26 protein-coding genes are annotated in these 26078 nt (G+C 60.5%); 11 read left to right on the top strand and 15 right to left on the bottom strand.

The annotated features are described in order from the left end of the window. The first annotated feature begins 203 nt into the window (after positions 1 to 203). Positions 204 to 1664, top strand: coding sequence for a hypothetical protein (locus tag FHS83_RS17145; RefSeq protein ID WP_167084373.1), 1461 nt, complete (start codon positions 204 to 206; stop codon positions 1662 to 1664). Positions 1665 to 1669: 5 nt separating this feature from the next. On the opposite strand, the gene FHS83_RS17140 is transcribed toward FHS83_RS17145, so the two are convergent. After that, on the bottom strand, positions 1670 to 2797 hold the full coding sequence (locus tag FHS83_RS17140; RefSeq protein WP_167084371.1) for a S41 family peptidase: 1128 nt from the start codon (positions 2795 to 2797) through the stop codon (positions 1670 to 1672). A 187-nt stretch (positions 2798 to 2984) separates the two neighbouring features. Here FHS83_RS17140 and rpe point away from each other — a divergent pair, with 187 nt between their 5' ends. The 5 genes from rpe (at position 2985) to FHS83_RS17115 (ending at position 9010) form a co-directional block, all read left to right on the top strand. Continuing rightward, positions 2985 to 3641, top strand: a complete 657-nt coding sequence (gene rpe, locus FHS83_RS17135; protein ID WP_167084368.1) for a ribulose-phosphate 3-epimerase — start codon at positions 2985 to 2987, stop codon at positions 3639 to 3641. A 1-nt stretch (position 3642) separates the two neighbouring features. Next, positions 3643 to 5364, top strand: coding sequence for a heparinase II/III domain-containing protein (locus tag FHS83_RS19850; protein ID WP_167084366.1), 1722 nt, complete (start codon positions 3643 to 3645; stop codon positions 5362 to 5364). Between the two features lie 134 nt (positions 5365 to 5498). Further along, on the top strand, positions 5499 to 6128 hold the full coding sequence (locus tag FHS83_RS17125) for an HAD family hydrolase (RefSeq protein ID WP_167084363.1): 630 nt from the start codon (positions 5499 to 5501) through the stop codon (positions 6126 to 6128). Positions 6129 to 6317: 189 nt separating this feature from the next. Next, positions 6318 to 8114 carry a methyl-accepting chemotaxis protein gene (locus FHS83_RS17120; RefSeq protein WP_167084361.1) on the top strand — a complete coding sequence of 599 codons (1797 nt, stop codon included), beginning with the start codon at positions 6318 to 6320 and terminating at the stop codon, positions 8112 to 8114. Between the two features lie 101 nt (positions 8115 to 8215). Further along, positions 8216 to 9010, top strand: a complete 795-nt coding sequence (locus FHS83_RS17115) for a succinate dehydrogenase iron-sulfur subunit (protein ID WP_167084359.1) — start codon at positions 8216 to 8218, stop codon at positions 9008 to 9010. Positions 9011 to 9051: 41 nt separating this feature from the next. On the opposite strand, the gene FHS83_RS17110 is transcribed toward FHS83_RS17115, so the two are convergent. The 9 genes from FHS83_RS17110 to lepB (FHS83_RS19705) all read right to left on the bottom strand — a co-directional run bounded on the left by FHS83_RS17110 (position 9052) and on the right by lepB (FHS83_RS19705) (position 17412). Next, positions 9052 to 9918, bottom strand: a complete 867-nt coding sequence (locus FHS83_RS17110) for a ferritin-like domain-containing protein (RefSeq protein ID WP_167084357.1) — start codon at positions 9916 to 9918, stop codon at positions 9052 to 9054. Positions 9919 to 10061: 143 nt separating this feature from the next. Then, positions 10062 to 10451 (bottom strand): F0F1 ATP synthase subunit epsilon, encoded by a 390-nt coding sequence (locus FHS83_RS17105; protein WP_167084355.1) that lies wholly within the window; start codon positions 10449 to 10451, stop codon positions 10062 to 10064. A gap of 72 nt (positions 10452 to 10523) precedes the next feature. After that, entirely contained in the window at positions 10524 to 11966 is a 1443-nt protein-coding gene (gene atpD / locus FHS83_RS17100; protein ID WP_167084353.1) for a F0F1 ATP synthase subunit beta, read from the bottom strand. A 24-nt stretch (positions 11967 to 11990) separates the two neighbouring features. Next, the gene (locus FHS83_RS17095; RefSeq protein WP_167084351.1) at positions 11991 to 12395 is read right to left on the bottom strand and encodes an Ohr family peroxiredoxin; all 405 of its coding nucleotides are present in this window, start codon (positions 12393 to 12395) and stop codon (positions 11991 to 11993) included. A 17-nt stretch (positions 12396 to 12412) separates the two neighbouring features. Beyond that, positions 12413 to 13288, bottom strand: a complete 876-nt coding sequence (locus FHS83_RS17090; protein ID WP_167084349.1) for a F0F1 ATP synthase subunit gamma — start codon at positions 13286 to 13288, stop codon at positions 12413 to 12415. Next, positions 13288 to 14820, bottom strand: a complete 1533-nt coding sequence (gene atpA / locus FHS83_RS17085) for a F0F1 ATP synthase subunit alpha (protein ID WP_167084347.1) — start codon at positions 14818 to 14820, stop codon at positions 13288 to 13290. The genes FHS83_RS17090 and atpA overlap by 1 nt, the downstream gene beginning before the upstream one ends. An 82-nt stretch (positions 14821 to 14902) precedes the next feature. Beyond that, positions 14903 to 15463, bottom strand: coding sequence for a F0F1 ATP synthase subunit delta (locus tag FHS83_RS17080; protein WP_167084345.1), 561 nt, complete (start codon positions 15461 to 15463; stop codon positions 14903 to 14905). Positions 15464 to 15678: 215 nt separating this feature from the next. Beyond that, complete coding sequence (gene lepB, locus FHS83_RS17075) at positions 15679 to 16509, bottom strand: signal peptidase I (protein ID WP_167084343.1); 831 nt, start codon at positions 16507 to 16509, stop codon at positions 15679 to 15681. 57 nt (positions 16510 to 16566) lie between these two features. Next, positions 16567 to 17412 carry a signal peptidase I gene (lepB, locus tag FHS83_RS19705; protein WP_167084341.1) on the bottom strand — a complete coding sequence of 282 codons (846 nt, stop codon included), beginning with the start codon at positions 17410 to 17412 and terminating at the stop codon, positions 16567 to 16569. 185 nt (positions 17413 to 17597) lie between these two features. Here lepB (FHS83_RS19705) and FHS83_RS17065 point away from each other — a divergent pair, with 185 nt between their 5' ends. The 4 genes from FHS83_RS17065 to FHS83_RS17050 all read left to right on the top strand — a co-directional run bounded on the left by FHS83_RS17065 (position 17598) and on the right by FHS83_RS17050 (position 21295). Further along, the gene (locus FHS83_RS17065) at positions 17598 to 18131 is read left to right on the top strand and encodes a peroxiredoxin (protein ID WP_167084339.1); all 534 of its coding nucleotides are present in this window, start codon (positions 17598 to 17600) and stop codon (positions 18129 to 18131) included. Positions 18132 to 18229: 98 nt separating this feature from the next. After that, complete coding sequence (queF, locus tag FHS83_RS17060) at positions 18230 to 18706, top strand: preQ(1) synthase (RefSeq protein WP_167084337.1); 477 nt, start codon at positions 18230 to 18232, stop codon at positions 18704 to 18706. Between the two features lie 160 nt (positions 18707 to 18866). Then, positions 18867 to 19868, top strand: coding sequence for a methyl-accepting chemotaxis protein (locus FHS83_RS17055; protein ID WP_167084335.1), 1002 nt, complete (start codon positions 18867 to 18869; stop codon positions 19866 to 19868). Between the two features lie 191 nt (positions 19869 to 20059). Continuing rightward, positions 20060 to 21295, top strand: coding sequence for a hypothetical protein (locus FHS83_RS17050; RefSeq protein ID WP_167084333.1), 1236 nt, complete (start codon positions 20060 to 20062; stop codon positions 21293 to 21295). Positions 21296 to 21298: 3 nt separating this feature from the next. Here FHS83_RS17050 and FHS83_RS17045 read toward each other — a convergent pair whose 3' ends face one another. From FHS83_RS17045 to ygfZ, 4 genes are read right to left on the bottom strand one after another with little or no spacing between them, the layout of a single operon-like run. Beyond that, complete coding sequence (locus FHS83_RS17045; RefSeq protein WP_167084331.1) at positions 21299 to 22177, bottom strand: DUF1684 domain-containing protein; 879 nt, start codon at positions 22175 to 22177, stop codon at positions 21299 to 21301. A 20-nt stretch (positions 22178 to 22197) separates the two neighbouring features. Further along, positions 22198 to 22824 (bottom strand): DNA-3-methyladenine glycosylase I, encoded by a 627-nt coding sequence (locus FHS83_RS17040; RefSeq protein ID WP_167084329.1) that lies wholly within the window; start codon positions 22822 to 22824, stop codon positions 22198 to 22200. After that, on the bottom strand, positions 22821 to 23591 hold the full coding sequence (locus FHS83_RS19275; protein ID WP_208414924.1) for a VOC family protein: 771 nt from the start codon (positions 23589 to 23591) through the stop codon (positions 22821 to 22823). The genes FHS83_RS17040 and FHS83_RS19275 overlap by 4 nt, the downstream gene beginning before the upstream one ends. Before the next feature lie 39 nt (positions 23592 to 23630). Continuing rightward, positions 23631 to 24407, bottom strand: coding sequence for a CAF17-like 4Fe-4S cluster assembly/insertion protein YgfZ (ygfZ, locus tag FHS83_RS17025; protein WP_167084327.1), 777 nt, complete (start codon positions 24405 to 24407; stop codon positions 23631 to 23633). A gap of 65 nt (positions 24408 to 24472) precedes the next feature. On the opposite strand from ygfZ, the gene FHS83_RS17020 reads away from it, so the two are divergent. Further along, positions 24473 to 25798, top strand: coding sequence for a dihydroorotase (locus tag FHS83_RS17020; RefSeq protein ID WP_167084324.1), 1326 nt, complete (start codon positions 24473 to 24475; stop codon positions 25796 to 25798). Here FHS83_RS17020 and FHS83_RS17015 read toward each other — a convergent pair. Next, entirely contained in the window at positions 25795 to 26058 is a 264-nt protein-coding gene (locus FHS83_RS17015; protein ID WP_167084322.1) for an usg protein, read from the bottom strand. The two genes, FHS83_RS17020 and FHS83_RS17015, sit on opposite strands and share 4 nt — an antisense overlap. Between the last annotated feature and the right edge of the window lie 20 nt (positions 26059 to 26078).

Here is a 26078-nt window from a genome sequence, read left to right as displayed (position 1 = left end):
GTCCTCAAACTGCCAGATGTGAAAGTGCCAGGGGTGATCCTGGGGTGTTAAAACGACGCAGGAGTGTAGGTTTTACCCCTTCCAAGTCAACCAATTCGCCCCCTGAAAAAAGCGGAAAAAACCTGTTCGAAGAGGCAATTCGCTGTTTGCGGGGCGGGCGCGGGCAGGCCATTGTCCGCCATCAGCGTTTTGAGGTGATTTTCGTGATCAACGATTCGTCGGCCAGGACTTTGCGAGGGCGCCGGTCCGCAGGGGTGTTTGGCTGGCAGCGCTTACCCGCATTTCCGATTTCGCATCTGGGCGGGGAACTCGCCGCGATTGCGCTTCTGACGCCGATGTTCCTCTTCGTGGCGGTGTGGAACGGCTTTCCTTTCCTGTTCTTCGATTCGGGCGCCTATGTGCTGGAAGGCTTTGCACGCGTCTTTGTGCCGGAGCGCTCGCCGGTCTATTCGCTCTTCATCCATTACGCCGATGGCCGCGAGAGCTTGTGGTATGTCGCGATTATCCAGTCGCTTTTGACGGCCATCGCCATTGTGGAATTCGCCCGGGCGGTGTGGCCGCGCACCAGCCTCTGGCTGATGCTGCGCGCGGGCGCGGCCCTCTCCATCCTCACCAGCATTTCCTGGTTTGTCGGCCAGATCGAGCCGGACTGTTTCACGGCGGTTCTGATCCTCGCCATGTATCCGCTGGCGTTCAAACCGCAGCAATTGGGCGTGGTGCGGGCGATCCTTTTGATTGTGGTGGGGGGAATTGCGATTGGGACGCATCCTTCGCATCTCGGGACCAGTTCCGGTCTGGTGCTGTGTCTTTTCGCGGCCTGGATTGCGGCGTTGATCTGGAAACGTCTGCGTCTGCCGCGGCCGAATGTGGTTCTTCCCGCGGCGATGGTGGCCGCAGGGCTTTCGCTGGTGCTGCTCGCCAATCACAGCATCGCGCTTCACAACAAGGGCCTGCCGGATAAATGGTTCGTCAGCCGCTCGGGCTCGTTCTTCCTGGCCGCGCGTCTGATGGGCGACGGGGTGGTGAAAAAGACCCTCTATGATCTTTGCCCAACCCATCCTTTGCTGCTGTGCCCTTACAAGGACAACCTGCCCAAGACGGCGGACAATTTTCTTTGGGGGCCGGAAAGTCCGTTCAACAAGATCGGACGGTTTTACGGGCCGAAGGAAGAATACGATCTCATCGTCTCTCACAGCCTGACCCATTATCCGCTGCAAAGCCTGATGCCGGGGCTGTTAGGCTCGCTGCGCCAGTATTTCATGGTGCGCACCGGCGATGGCGTTGAGCCGCAAGAATGGGTGCTTGGGCCGCTGTTCCGCGGTTTCATGCCGGCGCAATACAAGGATTACCTGACTGCGCATCAGCAGCGCGGCACCTTGCGTTTCCCAGCCGTCAATGTGGTGCATGTGCCGCTGGCGCTCTTGGCGCAACTCTGGCTTGGCTGGGTGCTTTATCGCGCCATCAAACGCCGCCGCTGGAACCTTGGTACGCTGCCCGCCTTTGTGCTGCTCGGGCTTTTGGGAAACGCGATGGTCTGCGGCCTGTTTTCGGGGCCGCATGACCGCTACCAGTCCCGTGTGGCCTGGGTTCCCTGCTTGATCGTTCTGTTGACAGCCCGGCAAAGCGTGGAACGCGCCTTGCGGCGGCCAAACCTGACCGCCTGAGACCGTTAGTGGGGCTGCGCCTTGATGTAGTCCAGCGCAGCCGTCAGGCAGGCGCCGCTATCGGCGGTCTTGTCTTTGGCTGTCTGGCACTGCGTCAGCTCGACATCCGGCGCAACGCCGGGGCCTTCGTAGAACTCACCGCCCGGACCATAAGTCGTGCTGGTCGCCACCAGAAGCGCGTAGCCCTTCATTGGCGGGCGGAACGCAATTCCGCCGAGCACTTTGCCCGCTGTGTTGCGGCCCAACAGGCGCGCCGCACCATAGTGTTTGATGGCACCTGAGAAAATCTCGCAAGACGAGGCGCAATGGCCGTCGATCACAAGGTAGGTCGGCCGGTGGTTCGCAGGGACCGGCGTTTTGGCCGTGAACCAGGTGACCACACCGTGGATTTCACTCAGGCGATCATCGGCGCCGCCGCCATGGTTGGTGTTGTCAGGCAGCGGTCCGAATTGGTCGATCGGCGTAGGTGTTCCGGCGGGCCGCTTGACGTCTTTGACGATCGGCTTGCCCGCGCCAACCAGCGGGTGGGCCAGAGCCACGACCGGCGAGACATTTCCCCCGCCATTGCCGGTGAGATCGATCACCAGGGTTTTAGCCTTACGGAGCTTGGCTTGAGCCTTGGCGAGGTCTTTCTGGTTGAACAGAGGAACCATGAAGCTGGAAACCCTGAGGATGCCGACATCGCCTTCCATGTGGGCCGTAATCACCGCTTGGGCTGGTTCACCGTCGTCCTTGCCGTCTGTCATGTCCGCGAGTTTTCGCGCGATCGCGGGCGGAAACAGGTGCATGTGGGAATAGCCCATGCCCACAAGCGCTTTTTCGATGCTGTCTCCGACTGTTTTCTGGTCCTGGGGGCCTTGTTTTACGGCGGCCAACGCGGCTTCGCGGGCTTTCGCACGGGCTTCGGCGGTTTTCTCGGGATCGAAAATGTGGCGGTCGACCAGATCGAAAATCGCGTTGACCTGGGCGGTTGCTTCCTCTGGCGTCAGCGTCGCTGGCGGGGCTTCTGTGGCGGCGAACCAGCCATCTGGAAACTCCATTTCGGACTCATCCGGGGTCGCTGCGGCTGCGGACGCCGTCATGAGGCAAGCAAGGGCGACACCAGCAAAACGGCCAGCAGCAGAACCAAACATGACCAGAACTCCATAACTCAGGTGTAATGGATATGGGTAGCCGGGATGAACTTTTCCATGTGTCATCCCGTGCGTGCAGCGGCGGGGTCGCATTTGACGGTACTGGGTTGATTGTCCCGTTTTAGGCGCGCCAGAGTGTCAACGCGCCTTGCGGCGCCCCCTCGAATCCGGCACTTAATGGCTTGATATGACTAAGGTCCGCATTTCCCCATCGATTCTCTCGGCCGATTTTTCCCGCCTTGGCGCGGAGATCGAGGCGCTGGATAAAGCTGGCGCCGATTTCATCCATATCGATGTGATGGATGGCCATTACGTGCCCAACATCACCTTAGGGCCGCCCATCGTGAAGGCGTTGCGCCCGCACACCAAACTGCCCTTCGATGTGCATCTGATGATTTCGCCGGTCGATCCATTCCTGGAGGCTTTTGCGGAAGCAGGCGCCGACGGCATCACGGTGCATCCCGAAGCGGGCCCCCATATCCATCGCACGCTGCAGCACATCCGCGCCCTCGGTAAACGGCCGGGCATCGTGCTCAATCCCGGCACACCCATCGATCACATCGATCCGGTGCTCGATCTGGTCGATCTGGTCTTGATCATGACGGTGAACCCGGGCTTCGGTGGGCAGAGTTTCATCTACAGCCAGCTCAAGAAAATCGAGGCGGCGGCGGAGCGTATCGCCAAGAGCGGGCGGCATATCGATCTGGAAGTCGATGGCGGGGTGAACGCCAAGACGGTGAAGGATGTCATCAATGCCGGTGCTGATCTTTTGGTGGCGGGAACGGCGGTCTTTCAAGGCGGGCCGGACCAATACGCTGCCAATATCACGGCCCTGAGAGGCTAGGGTGCCCGCCCGCGCGCCACACCACACCAAACCACCCCTGGCCTTATGGCCGGAAGCGCTGGAATACGCTTTGTGGCAAGGCTTGAGTGGCTGGCGCAGTTGGTATCGCTCGACCTGGATTTATCGCCGCTTTCTCATCGGTCAGCTTACCGACCGCATCGATTACCAGCCACAGGACCGCCTGCCGCGCCGTTTGGATGAGGCCGACGCGCTTCTGCGCGGCCGCTTCAAATTCGAAGGCGAGATGGCGGATGCGGGCGGCAAATCGATTTTCGACGCGGTGCCGCCATCGAAAGATTGGCTGAAGAACCTGCACGGCTTTGCCTTTCTGCCGCCGCTCGCTATGGCGGGTGGAGATCCGGCGCGCACGCTTGCCACCAATCTCGTCAGCCAATGGCTGAAGCGCTACGGCAAATATTCCGAGCCTGCCTGGGCTCCGCATGTCATGGCGCGGCGCCTGATCGCCATCTTCACCTATGGCCGCTTTATTCTGACCAACTGCGACATGCTCTGGCGCTCGAAAGTTTTCGTGTCGCTGCGCGAACAGGCGCGCATGCTGGACCGTATCGCGCGCGAGGCGCCCGAAGGCTTGCCGCGCATCGAAGCGGCGGCGGCGCTTGCCCTTTCTGGCGTCTGTCTGGAAGACGGCTCGCGGCGGCTGGAAAATGGGCTTGAGCGGCTCGAAACCGAACTCGCCAAACAGATACTGCCCGATGGCGGGCATATCTCGCGTTCGCCCGAGACGCTGGTGGATGTCTATCGCCATGTCATCATGGTGCTGGAGGCGCTTGCCTTCCGTGAGCATCCGGTGCCGCAAGGCATTCGCGGCGCGCTCGACCGCATGTCGCCGATGGTGCGTTTCTTCCGCCATGGCGATGGCGCTTTGAGCCTCTTTAACGGGGGCGGGGAGAGCAACCCCCGCATGATCCAGCTCCTATTGCAGCGCGATGATGTGAAGGGCCAACCGTTCGGCTATGCGCCGCATTCGGGCTATCACCGCATGAGTGCCAATCGCACGCTGGTGCTGTTTGATTGCGGAACGCCGCCGCCGGGCGTTTATTCCAACACCGCCCATGCAGGCTGTTTGGCTTTCGAATTGAGCGCTGGCGCGCAGCGGCTGATCGTCAATTGCGGTACGCCTTCGCAAGCGGGCCATCGGCGCTGGCAGAATGCGCTGCGGGCCACCGCCGCCCATTCCACGGTGACGCTTGCCGATACCTCCAGTGGCTTCATCCTGCGCGAGAGCTGGGTGCGCACCAAAATCGGCGCGCGGCTGATCCATGGTCCAACGCATATCGAAACCCGCCGCATGGAGACCGAAAAAGGCACCACCGTGGTGGCGTGCCATGATGGTTATGTGCCGAACTTTTCTATGCGCCATGAACGCGAGTTGACGCTTTCTCCGCAAGGCCTCGCGGTGACCGGTATTGACCGGATAGTGCCGCTGCATGAGCGCAAGGATACGCTTACCTTCGCCATCCGCTTCCATGTTCATCCCGATGTGCGGCTCTCCACCTCACAGGCGGGCGATGTGCTGTTCAAGCTGCCCAATGGTGAAGGCTGGCGGATGCGCGCCACAGCCGCCATGGCCATCGAGGAAAGCGTCTATCTCGGCGCCGATATGGTGCGCCGTGCCGAGCAGATCGTGGTCACCGGGCGGGTGAAAAACGAGACAGCCGAAATCGGCTGGATCATCGAACAAATCGCCACCCCGCCGAATTGATGGGGCGCCCCGCGCACTCAGCGCTCCCGCGCGAAAATCCGTCAGCGGGATGACAAATGATGAGCATCCCACCGCATTCCGTCTGACACAGGGGCGTGGTAAGCGGGGGCCTAGTTCAAAGGTAAGAGGCGGTTTTGGGCGCGATCAATGGTGTGGTGTTCGATCTCGGCGGCGTGGTGATCGATTGGAACCCGATGTATCTCTACCGCAAGGTGTTCGAGGGCGACGAAATCAAGGCCGCGAATTTCCTCGAGACCATCTGCACCAACGCATGGAATGGGCGGCAGGATGCAGGCCGCAATCTTCTAGTCGCGACCAACGAATTGGTATCGCTGCATCCCGAATGGGCGCGCGAAATCCGCGCCTATTACGGGCGCTGGATCGAAATGATCGGCGAGGCTATCCCGGGCACCTATGAGCTGATGACGGAATTGAAGGCGGCGGGTTACCGGCTCTTCGCGCTCTCCAACTGGCACTGCGAGACCTTCGCCAAGGTGCGCTACAGCCTGCCCGCGTTTCAGATGTTCGAGCATATCGTGCTCTCGGGTGAGCATGGGCTGATCAAGCCGGATGTGCGCCTCTATAACGTTGCGCTTAATTGCTATGGCATGCCGGCGGGCGAGCTCGTCTTCGTGGACGACCGTCAGGAGAATGTGGAAGGCGCTGAAAAGGCTGGAATGCGCGGGCTGTGCTTTACAACTGCAAATAAGCTCCGCTCCGATCTCATCGCCCTCGGTGTGCCGCTCGCGCCCGCTGCGGCGTAAGCGCGGCTCAGGAATAACCCCTAGTACACACCTCAAACGATTATCCCTGCATGCTTTTTCCGTGAGGCGGGTGCTGGGGCCGATTCCGCGCGCGGTGCATTTACCGGTCGTTGACCATCGGTGTCAGACGATAGCTCCGTGTCCGCCTTTGGGGGCGGCAGAGATGAAACGCGCGGGGACCATCGCGGCATGTCGGCGGATTTTTTGAAGAACCTTCCGGTTCGCACCAAGGTGATCGTAACGTCTGTTCTGGTGCTGATCACCACTGTGGCGCTGGGATTGTTTGCGTTGCAACGTCTCGCGGTTGTTGATGGCGCGGCGGCCGATCTCCGCGCGAGCTGGCTTCCCGCGATGCGTATCCTGGGCGATCTGCGCTATCACGCGACACGCTATCGTTCGATCGAGGGCTCTTACCTGTTGCCGACATCGGAAGCCGATCACGCCCATGCGGTCGCCGATCTGAAGAAATACGAAGGGCTGATCGCGGCGGATTTGGAAAAGCTCGCCCCGCTCGCCGACACCGATGAAAAGCGCGCGCTGACGGCGGAGATTTCGCAGAAATGGGCGGCCTATCTGCCGCTGCTCGACAAGGAAATCGAAATTCGGCAGTCGAAAGGCACGGAAGCGGCAGCGGCCTTCTTTACGACCGACATGAAGAACGCCTTCAACGCATTTTATAAGCCCATTGAAAAGGCGGTCGAGTTCAACGCCGAAGGCGGTATGAAGTCAGGCGATCTCGGCAACCGCACCTATCAATCCGCGCGGTTCTGGATTTTCCTTGCCCTCGGCGTCGCGGTGATCCTGGGTGGCGTGTTTAGCGCTTTCATGATCAACGCCATCTCTGTGCCTTTGGGGCGTATGACAGAGGCTATGGGCGCTTTCGCAGCCGGACGGCGCGATGTGCATGTGCCCTATACCGATCAGGAAGATGAAATCGGTAAGCTCGCCAGCGCCATGACGGCCTTCAAGCGTCAGCTCGACGAAGCAGATCACGCCAAAGAGGCCCAGACCGAGATTATCGTCGCCAGCATTGGCGCGGGCCTCGCGCGGCTGGCACAGGGCGATCTCACCCATCGCGTTCAGGAGGACCTCACCGGGCCGTTCCGCAAGCTGAAGGATGATTTCAACGCAGCGATGGATCGCATTCGCGAAACCCTCGTCAATGTGCGTGTCTCGACCGAGCAGATCGCCAATGGTGCGGGCGATGTCAGCCACGCCGCCGAGGAGCTCTCGCATCGCACCGAACAGCAGGCCGCGAGTCTGGAAGAAACCGCTGCCGCGCTGGAGGAAATCACCACCACCGCCAAAGGCACGGCCGATAACGCCAAGCGCGCCAGCGCCAATGTCAAAGCGGCGACCGAACAGGCCGCTAAAGGCGGCAAGATCGTGGAAGCCTCGATGGCGGCGATGGATGCCATTGCGCAGTCCTCGCAACAGATCACCGACATCATCGGGGTGATTGACGAGATCGCCTTCCAGACCAATCTGCTCGCCTTGAATGCAGGCGTGGAAGCGGCGCGCGCGGGTGAGGCGGGCAGGGGCTTTGCCGTGGTCGCCTCGGAAGTGCGCGCCCTGGCCCAGCGCTCCGGTCAGGCGGCCAAGGAGATCAAGGCGCTGATCAATGCCGCCAGCGGGCATGTCGGCACCGGGGTGAAACTCGCAGGCGAGTCCGGCGAGGCGCTGAAAGGCATGGTTGCGCAAATTGTCGAGATTAATGCGCTGGTCAACGAAATGGCCGGCGCCGCCGAGCGCCAGTCGGTGGGCGTGGCAGAAGTTTCCAGCGCCGTCACCCAAGTTGAGCATGTCACCCAGCAGAACGCCGCCATGGTGGAGGAATCCACCGCCGCGACGCGCAGCCTGGCCGCCGAAACAGAGGTCTTGAGCGATCTGATCGGCTTTTTCCAGCTAGGCGAGGCGGGCGGGTTGCAGGTCCGCAATGTGGCCACCTATTCGGGGTTTAAGGCCCGTAAAGCTGCGCGCGCGTGACCTTCCGCGGGCAGGTGGCGACGGCCTGCGGCAATATCGTTGCAGGGTGAGGCTGCCTTTGCTAAGCAAAGGTGTCGCACCGCTTTTTGCCGGAGAATCACATGGTCCAGTTCACGCTGCCCAAAGGCTCCAAGCCCGAGCAAGGCAAGACGTGGGAAGGACCCAAAGAGCCCAATGGCAAGAAGGCCAAGCGGACCAAGGAATTCAAGATCTACCGCTACGATCCGGCCACGGATGCCAATCCGCGCATCGACACCTATACGGTCGATCTCGATAGCTGCGGGCCGATGGTTCTGGATGCGCTGATCAAGATCAAGAACGAGACTGATCCGACGCTGACCTTCCGCCGCTCCTGCCGCGAAGGCGTTTGCGGCTCCTGCGCCATGAATATCGATGGCGGCAACACGCTGGCCTGCACCAAGGCGATCACGGATGTCTCCGGGCCGGTGAAGGTCTATCCCTTGCCGCATCAGCCGGTGCTGAAGGATCTGGTGCCGGACCTCACCCATTTCTATGCCCAGCACGCTTCCATCAAGCCCTATCTGCAGACCAAGACAGCGGAACCGGAAGCCGAGTGGAAACAGTCGCCCGAAGAACGCGCCAAGCTCGATGGGCTTTATGAGTGCATTCTCTGCGCCTCTTGCTCGACGGCTTGCCCAAGCTATTGGTGGAACTCTGACCGCTATCTCGGCCCCGCTGCGCTTTTGCAATCCTATCGCTGGATCGCCGATAGCCGCGATGAGATGACCCCGGAGCGTCTCGATGACCTTGAGGATCCGTTCCGGCTCTATCGCTGCCACACCATCATGAACTGCGCCAACACCTGCCCGAAGGGGCTGAACCCGGCCGAGGCGATCGGCAATATCAAGCGCATGCTGGTCAAGCGCGGGGTGTGATGACGATTCACTTCCCCGCGAGGGGGAAGTGAAAGGAAACGCTACGACGCCATTTGATGATGGACGCCGGCAAGCCCTGCGCGCATGCGCAGCATCCGCCAGATGGCCCCGCCCGCGAGCTGCACCAGCTTTCCTTGCGGATCGGCGCCAACAGCCTTGGCCACCATCTGGGTGAGCTTGTGGATGTGCTTCTTGCGATAGACGCGCACGGTGATCTCGAAAATCCGCTTTGAATAGGCTCTGCGATCGTAAGGCTTGGCTACCATTTCGGCGGCCGGAACCGTGGCGCAGTAATGCGAGAAGGCGATCTCGTCATCGTCGGATTCAGTGATGCGTCCGATGGCAATCAAGAGCTTTTTCCAGAACGGCAGATCGGCTTCGCCTTGTTGCGTCTTCTCGGTTTCATAGAAGAGGCGGTAGTGGCGATATTCGTCGGCGGCGATGCGGCCCGCGATCTCCTGCAAGACCGGCTCGGCGGTAGCCTCCTTGATTGCGGTGTAATAGGAGGACGTGCCGCTTTCCACGACGCAGCGGGCAATCATCTCGCCCTTTCGCGAGCCGCGCACGGAGGTAGTGTCTTCGGTATCGAAATGCTCTGGCCGATACCCGGCGCGAAAGCGTTCGAAGGCTTCTTCGAGTTTGAAATTCGGATCAGCCATCTCGGCCCAGCGCCCCAACACTTTGCCGTGCTGACTTTCCTCGCGGCCCCATTGTTCGATCACGGGATGAAAGTCGGGATCGGGAAAAATGCGCTTCAAATAGGAGACGTAATCGGGGGCGTTATATTCCACCAGAGCCGCGGATTTGATCGCGTCGATCATCCAGGATTCAGCCTTGGACGGATCGAATTTTTCCCACGCGATGTCGTCCGGGTTCCAGCCCGCCTTGTAAACCGGTCCTTGCACCATTGAGGCCTCTATACACCGCCCACCAGGGTGGAATTATAACAAGACCAAAATGCGTCAGGGAACCGGTAGTTTCAGGATTTGGGACAGTTTCTTGCGCAAGCGTGGCGCCCGCGCAAGGTTCGCCGTTCAGTAACTGCTAAAAGTTAGTGCACCGAGCGCAGCGCCGCGAGCGCATCTACAATTTCTTGCGCTTTGGCTTTGTCGGCATCGCTCCTGGCCGCCGTAACGGCTTCATTGGCGAGCGTAAGCCGCGCCTCGATGTCGAGGCCTTTCACCGGCACGGCTTCCTCAGCCAGCACCGTAATTTTCTCGGCATTCACTTCGGCAAAGCCGCCAGCCACGAAGTAGCTGTCTTCGCCGCCCGTCGCGCCTGCCACTTTGATGATGCCGGGGCGCAGGGTGGTGATCAGCGGAGCATGGCCAGCCATCACGCCCATATCGCCATCCGAGCCCGGAATGGTCACCATATCGGCGGCATCGGACAACAGAAGCTGTTCGGGAGAGACGAGGTCAAAAGAGATTTTATCGGCCATACGGAGAATCCTGCACCTAATGCTTTTTGCAATCGGTCATGGCCGGGACGAGCCCGGCCACAACGATCAGACTTACGCCGCTTCGGTGGCGAGCTTCTCGGCCTTGGCCACCGCTTCTTCGATGGTGCCGACCATGTAGAAGGCCGCTTCCGGCAGGTGATCGTATTCGCCGTTCACCAGCGCCTTGAACGAACGCACGGTGTCCTTCAGGTCCACGAACACGCCCGGGAAGCCGGTGAAGACTTCGGCGACGTGGAAGGGTTGGCTGAGGAAGCGCTCGATCTTACGGGCGCGGGCCACGGCGACCTTATCTTCTTCAGACAGTTCGTCCATGCCCAGGATGGCGATGATGTCTTGCAGGCTCTTATAGCGCTGCAGGATCTGCTGCACCTGGCGGGCAACCTGATAGTGCTCTTCACCAACGACGCGCGGATCAAGGATGCGCGAGGTGGAGTCGAGCGGATCCACGGCCGGGTAGATGCCCTTTTCCGCAATCGAACGCGACAACACGGTGGTGGCGTCCAAGTGGGCGAAGGAGGTGGCAGGCGCCGGGTCGGTCAAGTCGTCGGCCGGCACGTAAATGGCCTGCACCGAGGTGATCGAACCCTTGGTGGTGGTGGTGATGCGTTCCTGCAGGGCGCCCATATCGGTCGCGAGAGTCGGCTGATAGCCCACCGCCGAAGGAATACGGCCGAGGAGCGCGGACACTTCGGAACCGGCCTGGGTGAAGCGGAAGATGTTATCCACGAAGAAGAGCACGTCCTGGCCCTGATCGCGGAAGTATTCGGCGACGGTCAGACCCGACAGGGCGACGCGGGCGCGGGCACCCGGGGGCTCGTTCATCTGGCCGAAGACGAGGGCGCATTTGGAGCCTTCGGTGGAACCCTTCTTGGGGTCCTTGTTCACGCCGGATTCGATCATTTCGTGATAAAGGTCGTTACCTTCACGGGTACGCTCGCCGACGCCGGCGAAGACCGAATAACCGCCGTGCTTCTTGGCGATGTTGTTGATCAGTTCCTGAATGAGCACCGTCTTGCCGACGCCGGCGCCGCCGAACAGGCCGATCTTGCCGCCGCGCGCATACGGGGCGAGAAGGTCGATGACCTTAATGCCGGTGACGAGCACCTGGGCTTCGGTCGACTGTTCGGTGAAGGCCGGGGCTTCGGCATGGATCGGGCGAAGTTCGGCAGCGTTGACCGGACCGGCTTCGTCCACCGGGTTACCGATGACGTTCATGATGCGGCCGAGGGTGCCTTCACCGACCGGGATCGCGATCGGGCGGCCGGTGTCGTTCACCGCCTGACCACGAACGAGACCGTCGGTGGAGTCCATCGCGATGGTGCGCACGGTGGACTCGCCGAGATGCTGGGCCACTTCGAGCACAAGCTTCAGGCCGTTATTTTCGGTTTCGAGCGCGTTCAGAATCTCCGGCAGATGGCCGTCGAACTGCACGTCCACCACAGCGCCCGTAACCTGGGTCACGCGGCCCACTTTGTTGCTTGTCTCTACGTTCATCGGATTATTTCCTTGGGTATTTGCTCAAAGTACGGTCAGCGTGACCGGGATGTTGCCTTTGGTCGCCTTGGAATAGGGGCAGATCGAATGGGCGTCGTTGATCAGGGCTTCCACAGCGGCTTTGTCGGCGCCCGGAACCTTGAGGCTGATCTCAGCGGAGAGCTTGAAGTCATTGTTTTCGGTATGGAGGGTCACCGCGACGCCGACCACGGCAGCAGCCGGATCGATGCCATGGTTGCGGCCCAGCACCAGCACGGCCTGATTAAAGCAGGCCGCCCAGCCCACCGCGAAAAGCTGTTCGGGATTGTGCGCGTCGCCGTCGCCGCCCAATTCCTTGGGGAAGCTCATGGCAAGGGCGAGAGCCCCGCCTTCAACCGCGCTGCGACCCGCACGGCCGCCCTTGGAAATCGCTTTCGTCGTGTAGGCCATGACCGTTCTCCTTCAGCTTAGAGCGCTTCGGCGCCCGAAATGATTTCGATCAGTTCCTTGGTGATCTGGGCTTGGCGCGTGCGGTTGTACTGCAGCGTCAGCTTGTCGATCACTTCGCCAGCGTTGCGCGTGGCGCCGTCCATGGCAGTCATCTTGGCGCCGAATTCGCCCGCCACGTTCTCGAGAAGAACGCGGAAGATCTGCACACTGACGTTACGCGGCAGAAGGTCGGCGAGGATTTCGCCTTCATCCGGCTCGTAATCATAGGTCACGCCCGTCTGCGTCGAAGCCTTCTCCTCGACCGGAGCCGGGATGAGCTGCGTTGCGGTCGGGACCTGGCTGATCACCGAGCGGAATTTCGAATAGATGACCGTGGCAACGTCGAACTTGCCTTCGGCATAGAGTTCCAGCACGCGCTGGCCGATCTCGGCAGCGTTGGCGAAGCTGATGCGCTTCACATGCGTGAACTCGATGCTTTCGAGGATCAGCTTCTCATACTGGCGCTTGAGCTGATCGCGGCCCTTGCGGCCCACGGTCAGGATCAGGACCTTCTTGCCCTGGGCCTGCAGCTCTTCGATCTTATGGCGCGCCAGGCGCACGATGTTGGTGTTGAAGGCGCCGCAGAGACCGCGGTCGGCGGTCGCGACGATCAACAGATGAACGTCGTCCTTGCCCGTCCCGGAAAGGAGAGGCGAGGCGCCCGCATTGCCCTTCATGCCGCCGGCAAGAGACGCAATCACCTGGCCCATTTTGTCCGCGTACGGACGGGCCGCGACCGCGGCATCCTGGGCGCGGCGGAATTTCGCCGCCGCGACCATCTGCTGGGCCTTGGTGATTTTGCGCGTCGCCTTGACGGAAGCGATACGGTTGCGCAGTGCCTTCAACGACGCCATTAGACAAACGCCTTCGTGAACTCGTCGAGCACCGCGCGGACCTTGGCTTCCAGATCAGGCGTCAGGACGCCGCCAGTGCGGATCGCATCCAGAATGTCCTGATGCTTGCCGCGGAAGAGGCGCAGCATGTCCTGCTCGAAACGGCCGACATCGCGCACGGCGAGCTTGTCGAGATAGCCGCGCATACCGGCGAACAGCACCACCACTTCTTCTTCCACCGGCAGCGGCGAATACTGCGGCTGCTTCAGAAGTTCAGTGAGGCGGGCGCCGCGGTTGAGCAGGCGCTGGGTGGAGGCGTCGAGGTCCGAACCGAACTGGGCGAAGGCCGCCATTTCGCGGTACTGCGCCAGTTCCAGCTTGATCGAGCCGGACACCTGCTTCATCGCCTTCACCTGGGCCGAGGAGCCCACGCGCGACACCGAGATACCGACGTTCACGGCAGGACGGATGCCCTGATAGAAGAGTTCGGTTTCAAGGAAGATCTGGCCGTCGGTGATCGAAATCACGTTGGTCGGAATATAGGCCGAGACGTCGTTGGCCTGGGTTTCGATCACGGGCAGAGCCGTCAAGGAACCGCCGCCATTGGCCTGGTTCATCTTCGCGGCGCGTTCCAGCAAGCGGGAGTGCAGGTAGAACACGTCGCCCGGATAGGCTTCGCGGCCCGGCGGGCGGCGCAGCAGCAGGGACATCTGGCGATAGGCGACGGCCTGCTTGGAAAGATCATCATAGATGATCAGGCAGTGCATGCCGTTATCGCGGAACCACTCGCCCATGGCGCAACCGCCAAACGGGGCCAGGAACTGCAGCGGGGCCGGTTCAGAGGCCGTGGCGGCGACGACGGTGGTGTATTCCATGGCGCCGGCGTCTTCGAGCGTCTTCACGATCTGGGCGACGGTGGAGCGCTTCTGGCCGATAGCGACGTAGATGCAATAGAGCTTCTTGGATTCGTCGGTGCCCGCATTGACGGTCTTCTGGTTCAGGATGGTGTCCAGAATGATCGCGGTCTTGCCGGTCTGACGGTCACCGATGATGAGCTCGCGCTGGCCGCGGCCGATCGGGATGAGGGCGTCGACGGCCTTGATGCCGGTCTGCATCGGCTCGTTCACCGAGCGGCGCGGAATGATGCCGGGGGCCTTCACGTCAACGCGGCGGCGTTCGGCGACATCGGTCAGCGGACCCTTGCCGTCGATCGGGTTGCCCAGCGGGTCCACGACGCGGCCGAGGAGACCTTTGCCGACCGGCACGTCCACGATGGCGCCGGTGCGCTTGACGGTGTCGCCTTCCTTGATGGTGACGTCGGAACCGAAGATCACCACGCCGACGTTGTCGTTTTCGAGGTTCAGCGCCATGCCTTTGATGCCGCCGTTGAACTCAACCATCTCGCCGGCCTGGACGTTGTCGAGGCCATAGACGCGGGCAATACCGTCACCGACCGAGAGCACCTGGCCGACTTCGCTGACTTCCGCTTCGGCGCCGAAATTCTGGATCTCGCGTTTCAGGATAGACGAGATTTCGGCCGGTTGGATGTTCATCGTGAGAGTTCCTTTATCCTGCTTGACCTTGCTTTATCTGGGCAGAGGCCGCGCCGAAGCGCGTAGATTTGGCGCGAAAATTCTAGTGGGCTGCCCCTCGCAAGGCAGTGCGAAGGCCATTCAACTTGGCGCGGAGCGACGCGTCGATCATGCGCGAGCCGACCTTCACGACCAAGCCGCCGAGCAGCGTCGGATCGACCTTGGTGGCGATGAGCGGCTCACGGCCGAGCTTGTCTTTCAGCGCGGCCTTGAGTTCGACGGTCTGTGCATCCGTTAGCGGATGCGCCGAGGTCACTTCGGCCTCGATCTCGCCCTTCTGCTTGGCGACCAGCGTTTCGACATCGCGGATCACGTCCGGCAGGACGAAGAGGCGGCGCTTCGAGCAGAGAAGCTGCACAAAGCGCGCCGTCAGGGCGTCGGCACCAGCGGCGGCCAACACCGCCTGCATGCCTCTAGCCTGATCGTCACGGCTGAACACCGGTGCCCGCACCAGACGGCGCAAATCGGCACTTTCGGCCAGCAATTGTTTGAGTGCTTGGAGATCGCGGCTCAAGACCTCGACCTTCCGTTCTTCCTGGGCAAGCTCGAAGACGGCTAGCGCATAGCGCCCTGCGATCCCCGAAAGATGAGCTTCGTCTGCCACGCTTCTTCCGTTTCATGGTGCCGGAGAGGAGGGTCCCGGCTCCTTTAAATCCCTGATGGGCAATGAAAATTCAGCGACGCGAGAGAATCCCTCAACTCGCGGAGGCTGGCCTTAGCATGGACCGGGAATGACGCGCAATAAGCCTGCCGCCGCGGATAGTCGCGGCGCGGCGATGCGGCTCATAGATGCGGTGAAAAACGCCCGGTTTCGGACCGTTACGGAATGCGGCTGAGAAGTCTTTTGACACGAAATTGCAGCGGCCAGGCCCAGATCCCGCTGGCGTTCACAAAATCCACTGAGGCGAGGACGAACTGCGCCCGGCCCATGACATTGCCGACCGGCAGGAAACCGACATCGGCCCGGCTATCCGCCGAATCATCCCGGTTATCGCCCATCACAAAAAGGTGACCTTCTGGGACGTGGTACTCGACCGTCTCGTCATAGGCCGTACCCCAATATTTCTTGAACACGGGATGTTCGCGGCCATTGGGCAGGGTTTCGGTGTAGCGGGCGACGGTGAAATAGGTGCCGGGCGAGGGCTCGCCTGGGCCGTCTTCTACCTTGCCATAGCCTTCGGCCTTCAGGGAGAGTTCCTTGCCGTTGATCCAGAGATGTCCGGCCCGCATCTGCACCCGGTCGCCGGGAAGGCCGACCACGCGCTTCACCAGGGTGGTGGCGGTGTCGCCGGGTTTGCGGAATACGACGACATCCCCGGCCTGGGGCAGACTCGCGAAAAGCCGTGTTTTTGGGGTATCGCCGCCCGCAAAGGGCAGCGAATAGCGATTGTAGCCGTAAGAATATTTCGTGGCGATCAGAAGGTCGCCAATGGCCAGCGAGGGTTGCATGGACCCCGACGGCACGTAGAACGGCTGGGCGATGGCGGAGGCCACAAAATAGAAGGCGGCGAAGACCATCACCGGCTCGCGCAAGTAATCGGCCACATGATAGGCGTTGCGGCGCAACCAAGTCGCAATTTCCTGACGGCCATCACGGCTGCGGAGTTTTTCCGCGGCCGTGTTCCACCATTGGTCCCCAGTCTTAAGCATAAAAGCCTCCCAGGCGCCTTACCTGGAGGGAATGGCGCCAGGATTCAAGTGGCTGGCCTAATGGATCGCTTTCAGGATGCGCGAGAAGCGGAACTGAAGCGGCCATTCGAGCAAAGATCCGGCATTCAGGAAGTCCACTGAGCCGATCACGATAAAGGCGCGGCCAACGAGATTGCCGACCGGCACATAGCCGACGCCGCCTTCATTGGAGGCCATATAGTCATTGCCGAGGACGTGGCCGTCGATCGAGAAGCGGCTGTCGAGGGAGTTGTCGCGGTTGTCACCCATCATAAAGAGATGGCCTTCGGGCACGACATAGACGCCGGTGTTGTCAGCGGGGCCGTCCCAACGCTCCTTGAAAATGATGTGCTCCTTGCCGCCCGGCAGGGTTTCGACAAAGCGCGCGACTTCCTTGGTGCCGCCGAAGGAATCCTCGCTTTCGCCGACACCGCTTTGGCGCAGCGGTAGCTGCTTGCCATTGATCCAGAGACGGCCTTCCTTCATCTGAATGCGGTCGCCCGGCAGGCCAATGACGCGCTTCACATAGGTGACCTTAGTATCGCGCGGCAGGCGGAACACCACCACGTCGCCAACGGAGGGCAGGCGCTCGAACAGCTTCTTTTCGGGCGTCGGGCCGTTCACGAAGGGAATGGAATAGCGCGAATAGCCATAGGGGAATTTCGCGGCCAGCACGGCATCACCGATGGCCAGCGTCGGCTCCATAGATCCTGACGGAACGTAAAATGGCTGGGCGATGATCGTGGTGAGCGCGAACATCAGCGCCACCGCGTAGACGGGCTCTTTCAGCCATTCGATCACGGCCTTCACATCTTGGCGCGCGAAGAAGCCGGCAATCGGGGCGGGCGTGTTACGCTCCAGCCAATTGGTGAGCACGAATTTCATCAGGCAGCCGCCCTTCCCACTATTTGGAAACAATGACCCCAAAGATGTCGTGGTTTTCGGGGCGTTTTTCAAGCGCAATTGAAGCTCACTAAGGGCTCGGGCCCGATTGCAGTTTCGGGCTGATCCAATCCATAGTGCGGCCCGTCTAATACTGCGAGACGATAACGTCTGGAAGGGAGTAGTTCATGAAGCTCTTGTATGCCGCCGCTCTGGGCCTTGGCATTGCCGCCGCCCCGGCTGAAGCCGCGCTGAGCATCGGTGCCGCCGCGCCCGATTTCACCACCGAGGCCTCCCTTGGCGGCAAGGTTTTTTCGTTTTCGCTCGCGGACGCCCTGAAAAAAGGGCCGGTAGTGCTCTATTTCTATCCCAAGTCGTTCACCAAGGGCTGCACCATCGAGGCCCATGAATTTGCCGAAGCGACCGAGAAGTTCGCCGCCAGCGGCGCGACCGTGATCGGGGTCAGCAACGACGATATTGCCACCCAGCAGAAGTTCTCTACCGAAGAATGCCGTAACAAGTTCGCCGTCGCCGCCGACCCGAACGGCAAGGTGATCCGCGCCTATGACGCGAAAATGCCGGTTCTGGCCATGTCCAACCGCATTTCCTATGTCATTACGCCCGACCATAAGGTCGCCTTCGTCCATTCCGACATGAGCCCCGACCAGCACGTCACCTTGACCCTGGACGCCGTGAAGAAGTGGAAAGACGGGCATAAATAACCCCTCATCCCGGGCCGGACTTGACCCGGCCGGGAAACACGCTCATGTCGTCAGCGAATGGCCGGGTGAAAATCCGGCCATAACGACATGAGAAAGCCATGGCTGCTACCAAGAAAACCACCCTTCGCAAAAGCCTGACCCAACTCGGCAAGGCTGTTGCCATTCCTGAGACGCCCGACGACGCCAAACTCGAGGCAGTGCCCAATCCTCATCCGGGTACGGATTATGTTGTGCGCTTCACCGCGCCGGAATTCACGTGCCTCTGCCCGGTGACGGGCCAGCCGGATTTCGCGCATTTCGTCATCGATTATGTGCCGGGTAAGGCGTTGGTGGAATCGAAGTCGTTCAAGCTCTATCTCTCGAGCTTCCGCAACAATCCGGCCTTCCACGAAGACACCACGCTTGTCATCGCCAAGAAGCTGATCGAGGTGTTGAAGCCTAAATACCTGCGTATCGCGGGGTATTGGTATCCGCGCGGCGGCATTCCGATCGATGTCTTCTGGCAGACCGGCACGCTGCCGAAAAACACCTTCCTGCCTGCGCTGGAAGTGGCGCCGTATCGCGGCCGGGGTTGATTGCATTCTAATTGGGCATCTGCGCTGGCGCTCTTCGTCGTGGCGGCGAAGGCGCCTCGGAAAGCAGCGGGTTGCCCATAATTTTTGCGTATAATTCTTTAGGACGTAAAGCAAACTGTTAAACGTCGCCAGGGCAGTATTTCCCCGTGCGGGGGAATTCATGCAGGACGATATCGTAAAGCTGTCGGCGGAAGTGGCGCGGGTCACGGAAGAGAAAATTGGCCTTATCGACTCCATCACCCGCCAGACTCATTTGCTTTCGCTAAACGCCCGCATCGAAGCGGCCCGCGCCGGAGACAGTGGCAATGCCTTCGCCGTTGTCGCCTCTGAGATGGGCAGTGTCGCCAAGGACATCGGTGCCGTCTCGCGTGAATTAAAGACGGCCATCGCGGCCAATATCTCCGTCATGGGCGATCTCGTGCAGCGCTTTCGTGGCGTGCGCTGCCAGGATTTGGCACTCAACATCATCGAAATCATCGACCGCAATCTTTATGAGCGCTCGTGCGATGTGCGCTGGTGGGCAACGGATTCCGCTGTGGTGGATGCGGTGGAATATGCGAGCGCGGAAACCTGCCGCCATGCCTCTTCGCGGCTGGCGACAATCCTGCGCTCCTATACGGTCTATCTCGATTTATGGATCGCCGATGCCAAGGGAAAAGTGATCGCGAACGGCCAACCGGAGAAATACAAGGTACTCGGCATGGACGTTTCCGGCACAGCCTGGTTTCGTGAAGCGATGGCGACACGTTCGGGCGATGATTTCGCGGTGGCCGACATTGCCACCAATCCCGGACTTGGCGGTGCCGCAGTCGCAACCTATGCCACGGCGATCCGCCGGGGCGGCGAGAATAACGGCGCGCCTGCGGGCGTGCTCGGCATCTTCTTCGATTGGGCGCCGCAAGCCAGAACCGTGGTCACGGGGGTGGGGCTTTCGGATGAGGAAAAGGAACATGCGCGCGTTCTTATCCTGGATGCGAAAGGCCGTGTCATCGCGGCATCGGACGGCAAGGGGGAATTGACCGAAGTCTATGCCTTGGACCACTCCGGCGGACCGCGCAATTACTACTATAAAGACGAAAAGCTCTACGCCTATGCGCTGACTCCCGGCTATGAAACCTATAAGGGGCTCGGCTGGTACGGCGTTATCGAAACCGCCGCCTGAGAAACCGTTCCCGATGTGTGGTTAACCAAACATTGCGAGATTATCCGGGCGTTGCGGTAATCCCTAATAGTCTAGTCAAGAAAGTTGTTTAGCTTGTAACGCGGGAATTTATTAGATGCGGCCTTATGTTGAATCGGCCTTCATCAGTCCTCGCAGTTGCAGCTTCTCCTGCCTTCTTATCGCGCGGGGCGGTGAACGTTATCGAATTCGAAAACATCAAGGCCCGTGCCGGGGCCAGTTGGTCCCGTGTTTGCGAGGGCGTGTATTCCAGAATCGAAGCTCTGCTTAATGCCCGGATTGGTCCGAACGACATTTTTGTGCGGATCGGCGAGGCGGCTTATCTCGTCAGTATGCCCGGCATTGCGCCTGACGAGGTTAGTGCTGTTTGCACCCGTGTTGCCTTTGATCTTCAGACAAGTTTCCTTGGTCAATGTGTTCTGCAGGATGTGGTGGTCGATGTCGCAAGCAGCGCTTCAGACGACACTTTGCAGCTGAGCCGTATTTCATCGGATCGCATCATCACATTGGCCGCGCGCGGTGGCGTTCCCGAAGAGGTGCTGCGCAAGGCTGTTGCCGGGTCGCAAGTCGCGAGCGCAGCGGATGCATTCGCCACGCAGACACCTTCAACCGCGCCAGTGGTGGTCAATAAGGCGGTTGCGCCTCCGCGCGCCAATGATGCTTCCGGTGTGCAATGTAAATTCCATTACGTGCCGATCTGGGCGGTGCCCAGCACTGCTGTGACAAGCTATGGCTGCGAAGCGCGGGATATTACGGTATCTGGCCGCCCGGGTACGGTCCTCTTAAGCCAGCTTTCCCTGGAAGAGCGCATTGAGGTCGAACTCGCCACCTTGCGGGACGGGATTGCCAAGCTGGAAGCCACGCTTAACACGCCGCAGCGTTTTTTGCTGGCGGTGCCGCTCTCTTTCAATGTGCTGGGTGTGCCTGCGGGACGCGTCGCAGTGCTCGCGGCCTGCAAGGGGCTCTCGTTCAACGCCCGCAATTTCATGAGCTTCATCATCTACGACGTGCCGCTGGGTGTAGCGCAGAGCAGACTCGTCAATATGGTCAACACCTTGCGCCCCTTCGCGCGGAGTGTGCTGGCGACGGTGGCCTGCGGAACCCGAACGCTCGCCGCCTATGAAGGCATCGGCTTGCGCGGCGCCGGCTATAATCTCACCGAGTTTCCCGCCAATACCAGCTTGCGCCAGCATGATATCGAGCAATTGGCGCTGTTTGCCCGCCGCGCCGGTCTCGCCACGTTTCTCTGGGGACTCAGCAACAAGGCCGAGCTGCGCATCGCCCAGGATGCGGGCATTCATTATATCAGCGGTGCCGCCATCCAGTCGGCCTGCCCAGAGCCCAAAGGCGTCTTCCGGCTGACTTGGGGCGAGGTCCTCACCCAACCGGTCACCGAGCTCTGGGTCTAGCTGTCAGTGCGCGTGCGGGTCTTTTTCGCCCGCCTTCATCGCCAGCGGAATGAAATCCACCGCGAAGGGGCAGTTATAAAAGCTCGAGCGCGCGCAATTGGGATTGTAGGCGTAATTGAAATCGATGGTGACGCTCGCGGGCGGAAACTTCTTGAAGGGCTCGACATCGACATAGCGCCCAGCCTGGTAGGCGCCTTTGCCGGTGAGCTGATCCGTGAAGAACGAGGTCATCGAAGTGACCTTAGCCGGGTCTTTGTCGTCGGCATAAAGGGGCAGGGTGATGGTCTTGCTCTGCAGGGTGAAGACGGCATCGCCGGTATGGAAGAACTGCTTGTCGAGCCCGCGCGAGGTGCGGAAGACATGCGGCGTCATCTTGGGATCGGGCTTGAAGCTGGCGGTGACGCGATAGGACGGGTCATAGGCGAAGTAATCGACGCCCTTGAAGGCTTTAGCGGCCTTATTCTCCTGATCGAAAACCATGATGCGCAGGCCCGACTGGCCGGGCGACATCTGGGTCACCGCGCCGGTCACGTCCACGCCCGGGGCAATGTCGATGCCTTTGCCGAGCGCTTCGGCGGGCAGGGGCTTGCTGTCTTTGCTGAGGACTGGTTTGCCGCCGGAAAAGGAGGCGGTGAGGGCCGCTTTGGCGTCCTTGCCCTTCTTCCAATGCCAAGTGGCGGATTTCGAAGGCTCGCCGATCAAGGAATAGGTCTCGCCCTCATGCACATAGGCGGCGTCATTGATCTTGAGGATGGCGTGTTTGGCGCTGGCCCAGGCGGCGTTGTCTTCCTTGAGCGAGGCTTTCCAGGCGTCGGCCGGGCTAAGCGTCTTGGCGTCCGCGGCAACCACGAGCAACGCTGCGGCAGCGAGATGTTTCCACATGATGACCCCCGAGATGTGGCTCAGCGCAGCTTGGCGCGCTTCTGCTCCAAGGATTTGAAGACAGATTTCTCCGCCAGCTTGGCGCATTCGGCGTGGCGAAAACAAGTCACCACGTGGTCATTGACCATGCCGATGGCCTGGGCGAAGGCATAAATGATTACCGGCCCGCAGAAATTGAAACCGCGCTGCTTCAATTCTTTGGCGAGCTTTTCGCTCATCTCGGTCTTGGCCGGGATTTTTGTGCCGTCTTTGTAGCGATTGATCTGGGGCCGTCCATCGACATGCTTCCAGATGAATTCGGGAAAGCCGCCCGGCTCTTTCTCTTGAATTTCGAGCCAGAGCTGGGCGCCTTTGATGGCCGCGGTGATCTTGGGCTCGGAGCGAATGATGCCCGCATTGCCCATCAGTTTTGTGATCTCGCGCTTGCCATAACGGGCGATCTTTTCCGGCTCGAAATGGTCGAAGGCTTGCCGGAAATTCTCGCGCTTACGCAAGATGGTGATCCAGGACAGCCCCGCTTGGAAGCCGTCCAGGACCAGCTTTTCATAGAGCGCGCGCGCATCGTATTCGGGCACGCCCCACTCCGTGTCGTGGTAAGCGACATAGAGCGGGTCTTCGCCCGGCCAATGGCAGCGCGCTTTACTCACTTGCGCTTGCTCTTCTTGTCCTTGGACTTCTTGTCCTTCTTATCCTTCTTCTTGCCGGCTTTTTCAGCCTTGGCAGGCTTGACGGCCTTTTCAGCCTTCGGCGCCTTCGCGGCTTTCGGGGTGGCGACCTTCACCACCTTCACGACCTTCTTCTTGACGGCCTTTTTGGCGGTCTTCTTCACGGCCTTCTTCGCGGCTTTGGGGGCGGCCTTTTTGGCGGTCTTCTTCGCAACGGCCTTGGCCGGGGCTTTCTTCACTGCTTTCTTCACGTTTTTAGTAGCTTTCTTTTTTGCGGCCTTAGGAGTGGCCTGGTCTTCTTCTTCGAAGTCGTCTGGTTCATCTGCAAAGGCGACTTCAATCACGCCGTCATCGATTTCAACTTCGAGGTCCGGCAGCGGCAGATAGGTTGCTTCTAGCTTGTTACCGTCAAGATCGTAAACAAAAGCGCCATAGTAATCGGGCGTGTAGTCCGGGCGCGGGCCGGGCTTGCCGGCATCTTCAGCGCCAGCTTCGATGGCCGCCTGATAGAAGGCATCCACGGCTTCCGTGGAATAGGCGACGAAGCTGAAATGGGTGCCGTTGCCCGGGGTGGCGACCTGCTGGTTATGGGGGAGCTGCACCCAGAACACCGGCTCGTCTTCGCCATAGGCGACGCCATAGGGCAGGACTTCCATCACCCGCGAATAGCCGAGGGCGCCAAGCACGGCGTCGTAGAACTTGGCCGCGCGTTCGACGTCGCGTACTCCCACGGAAACATGATGCAGCATGACAATCCCTCCAGATTGCAGCGCCCGAGAGGACGCGAGTTAAACGAGCCAGTCCTGTTTGGTCAGTATTACAGCAAGTCCAGCCGCAACGAGCGGTTCCTTTGCTTCAGCCAAACGGTCAAGACGGATGAGTGCGAAACCTTTCGCACCATAAACACTGATGATGTCACCCAGCGCCATGTCGCCGGAAGTCACGGGGGTGTTTTGCGATAGCGCGCCCTCAAGTGCAGTGGCAAGCAGAAGCCGTTTGCGGTCGGTACCCCGATGCTTCATGCGCGCGGTCAATTCCTGGCCGATATAGCAGCCCTTATCGAAGGCGACGCCGTGGAGCTCGTCGAAACCTGCATCGAGGGCGAAGAGCGCGCCCGAGCCGAAATCATCGCCTTCGGGAATGCCAAGCTCGAGGCGGCGGGCGAGGTAGGCTTCGTCGGCTGGTGTGCCGGTGATGGCTGCGATGCCACGTGGTGGCAGGCCGGGATGGCGTGGATCGGCAGCACCTTCGAGAACCACGGCGAGGTCATCGCGCGGGGAAATCTCCACCTGAGCGCGCAACTTGTACATCGACAGGCGCTTGATCAGGGCCTCGCGCACCGACTTGCGGCAGTCGAGAAAAAGCCCGTCATCGCTTGCGAAGACCAGAAAATCGAAGAGGATTTTGCCTTGCGGCGTCAAAAGCGCGGCATAGGCGGGATGGTCCGGCGCCACTTTGGTGACGTCGTTGGTCACCAGCCCCTGCAAGAAGCTTTTGGCTTCGGGGCCTGTCAGCGCGATCACCGCGCGCTCGGAAAGTGTTTGGGTCAAGAGAATCTCTGACATTGTTCGCAGGTACTCTAAGCAATGCCCGATTGCCAAGCCATGCGCTACAGCCTACTCCTTAGACTATGGAATCCTATGACCTTTTGATCCGTGGAGGGCTCTGCGCAACACCAAACGGGGTGGCGCAAGCCGATATTGGCGTTAAGGCAGGCAAGATTGCCGCCATCGGAACGCTGAGCGATTCGAAAGCCGCCGAGGTTTTTGATGCTAAGGGACTGCATGTTCTGCCCGGTGTAATCGACACCCAGGTGCACCTGCGCGAGCCCGGCAATGAACATAAGGAAGACCTCGAAACCGGTTCGCGCGCAGCAGTTTTGGGCGGTGTCACAGGCGTTTTCGAGATGCCGAACACCAATCCCACCACCACCACCCGCGAGGCCATTGAGGATAAGCTCGCCCGCGCGGCGGGGCGGATGCATTGCGAACACGCCTTCTATGTCGGCGCCAGCCCGGCCAATGTTGGGGCACTGGCGGCGCTCGAACGTCTGCCGGGTGTCTGTGGGGTGAAAGCCTTTTTAGGTTCTTCCACCGGCTCGTTGCTGCTCGACAAGGAAGAGGCGATCCTCGCTGCGCTTAAGGCGGGCAGGCGTCGCATGGCGGTACATTCAGAGAACGAAGACCGCCTCAAGGAACGCAGAATCTACGCGGTACGCGGCGATGTGAAGACCCATCCGGTCTGGCGCGATGCGGAAGCCGCGCGCAGCTCCACCGAACGTGTGCTGCGGCTGGCGCGGGAAGCCGGACGGCTGTTGCATGTCCTGCATGTCACCACCGCCGACGAATTGCCTTTGCTGGCGGGGGCGCGCGATTTTGCGACCGTGGAAACCACCCCGCAGCATCTGACACTCGCGGCGCCGGAATGTTACGAGCGGCTGGGAACTTTGGCGCAAATGAACCCGCCGATCCGCGAGGCCCATCATCGTGAGGCGCTGTGGAAGGCTGTGGCGGATGGTCTGGTGGATGTCATTGGCTCCGATCACGCCCCTCATACACTGGAAGAGAAGGCCAAGACCTATCCCGACAGCCCCTCAGGTATGACCGGTGTGCAGACGCTGGTGCCGCTGATGCTGAATCACGTGAATGAAGGGCGGCTGACGTTGGAGCGCTTCGTGGATCTGACGAGTGCGGGTGCGGCGCGGATTTTCGGCATCGCGGGAAAGGGGCGCATCGCGCTCGGCTATGACGCCGATTTCACCCTGGTCGACCTCAAGCTGAAGAAGCGCATCGAGAATAGCTGGATCGCCTCACGGGCGCAGTGGACGCCGTTCGACGGCATGGAGGTTACCGGCTGGCCGATCGCCACCATCGTGCGAGGCCTGACCGTTATGCGTGATGGCGCCGTGGTCACCCAAGGCGCCGGCAAGCCGTTCCGCTTCTGGGGTACGCTCTAGTTTAAGACGAACTCGCCACCCGCCATTCTCAGCTCGGCATCGGAGATGATTCCGCGCGCGGCGATCCGCACCGAATGCAGACGACCTTCGATGCTCATGTCCCAGAATTTGAGAAATTTGTTCAGCACCGGGAAGCGCGGCGCCATGTCGAGGTCTTGCCAGATGAAGCTTTGCAAGAGCCCCGGATGATCGGGCAGGTGATAGAGAATTTCAGCAGTGGTGAGACGGTATCCTTGAAGCTTCAATTCGATTGTACGCATCGCATTCCTCTTCATGAAAC

The organism is Rhizomicrobium palustre (assembly GCF_011761565.1).
Classification (GTDB): domain Bacteria; phylum Pseudomonadota; class Alphaproteobacteria; order Micropepsales; family Micropepsaceae; genus Rhizomicrobium; species Rhizomicrobium palustre.
The sequence above is the reverse complement of the archived record's forward strand: the minus strand, read 5'-3'. Positions and strand labels throughout refer to the sequence as shown.

Coding starts and splice junctions, on each gene's coding strand:
- FHS83_RS19275 (WP_208414924.1), bottom strand. CDS start 23,591: ATGCTGCATCATGTTTCCGTGGGAGTACGCGACGTCGAACGCGCGGCC.
- queF (WP_167084337.1), top strand. CDS start 18,230: ATGGCTGCTACCAAGAAAACCACCCTTCGCAAAAGCCTGACCCAACTC.
- FHS83_RS17045 (WP_167084331.1), bottom strand. CDS start 22,177: ATGTGGAAACATCTCGCTGCCGCAGCGTTGCTCGTGGTTGCCGCGGAC.
- FHS83_RS17055 (WP_167084335.1), top strand. CDS start 18,867: ATGCAGGACGATATCGTAAAGCTGTCGGCGGAAGTGGCGCGGGTCACG.
- atpD (WP_167084353.1), bottom strand. CDS start 11,966: ATGAACGTAGAGACAAGCAACAAAGTGGGCCGCGTGACCCAGGTTACG.
- lepB (WP_167084341.1), bottom strand. CDS start 17,412: ATGAAATTCGTGCTCACCAATTGGCTGGAGCGTAACACGCCCGCCCCG.
- FHS83_RS17065 (WP_167084339.1), top strand. CDS start 17,598: ATGAAGCTCTTGTATGCCGCCGCTCTGGGCCTTGGCATTGCCGCCGCC.
- FHS83_RS17015 (WP_167084322.1), bottom strand. CDS start 26,058: ATGCGTACAATCGAATTGAAGCTTCAAGGATACCGTCTCACCACTGCT.
- ygfZ (WP_167084327.1), bottom strand. CDS start 24,407: ATGTCAGAGATTCTCTTGACCCAAACACTTTCCGAGCGCGCGGTGATC.
- FHS83_RS17095 (WP_167084351.1), bottom strand. CDS start 12,395: ATGGCCTACACGACGAAAGCGATTTCCAAGGGCGGCCGTGCGGGTCGC.
- rpe (WP_167084368.1), top strand. CDS start 2,985: ATGACTAAGGTCCGCATTTCCCCATCGATTCTCTCGGCCGATTTTTCC.
- FHS83_RS17120 (WP_167084361.1), top strand. CDS start 6,318: ATGTCGGCGGATTTTTTGAAGAACCTTCCGGTTCGCACCAAGGTGATC.
- FHS83_RS17090 (WP_167084349.1), bottom strand. CDS start 13,288: ATGGCGTCGTTGAAGGCACTGCGCAACCGTATCGCTTCCGTCAAGGCG.
- atpA (WP_167084347.1), bottom strand. CDS start 14,820: ATGAACATCCAACCGGCCGAAATCTCGTCTATCCTGAAACGCGAGATC.
- FHS83_RS17020 (WP_167084324.1), top strand. CDS start 24,473: ATGGAATCCTATGACCTTTTGATCCGTGGAGGGCTCTGCGCAACACCA.
- lepB (WP_167084343.1), bottom strand. CDS start 16,509: ATGCTTAAGACTGGGGACCAATGGTGGAACACGGCCGCGGAAAAACTC.
- FHS83_RS17110 (WP_167084357.1), bottom strand. CDS start 9,918: ATGGTGCAAGGACCGGTTTACAAGGCGGGCTGGAACCCGGACGACATC.
- FHS83_RS17115 (WP_167084359.1), top strand. CDS start 8,216: ATGGTCCAGTTCACGCTGCCCAAAGGCTCCAAGCCCGAGCAAGGCAAG.
- FHS83_RS17140 (WP_167084371.1), bottom strand. CDS start 2,797: ATGTTTGGTTCTGCTGCTGGCCGTTTTGCTGGTGTCGCCCTTGCTTGC.
- FHS83_RS17105 (WP_167084355.1), bottom strand. CDS start 10,451: ATGGCCGATAAAATCTCTTTTGACCTCGTCTCTCCCGAACAGCTTCTG.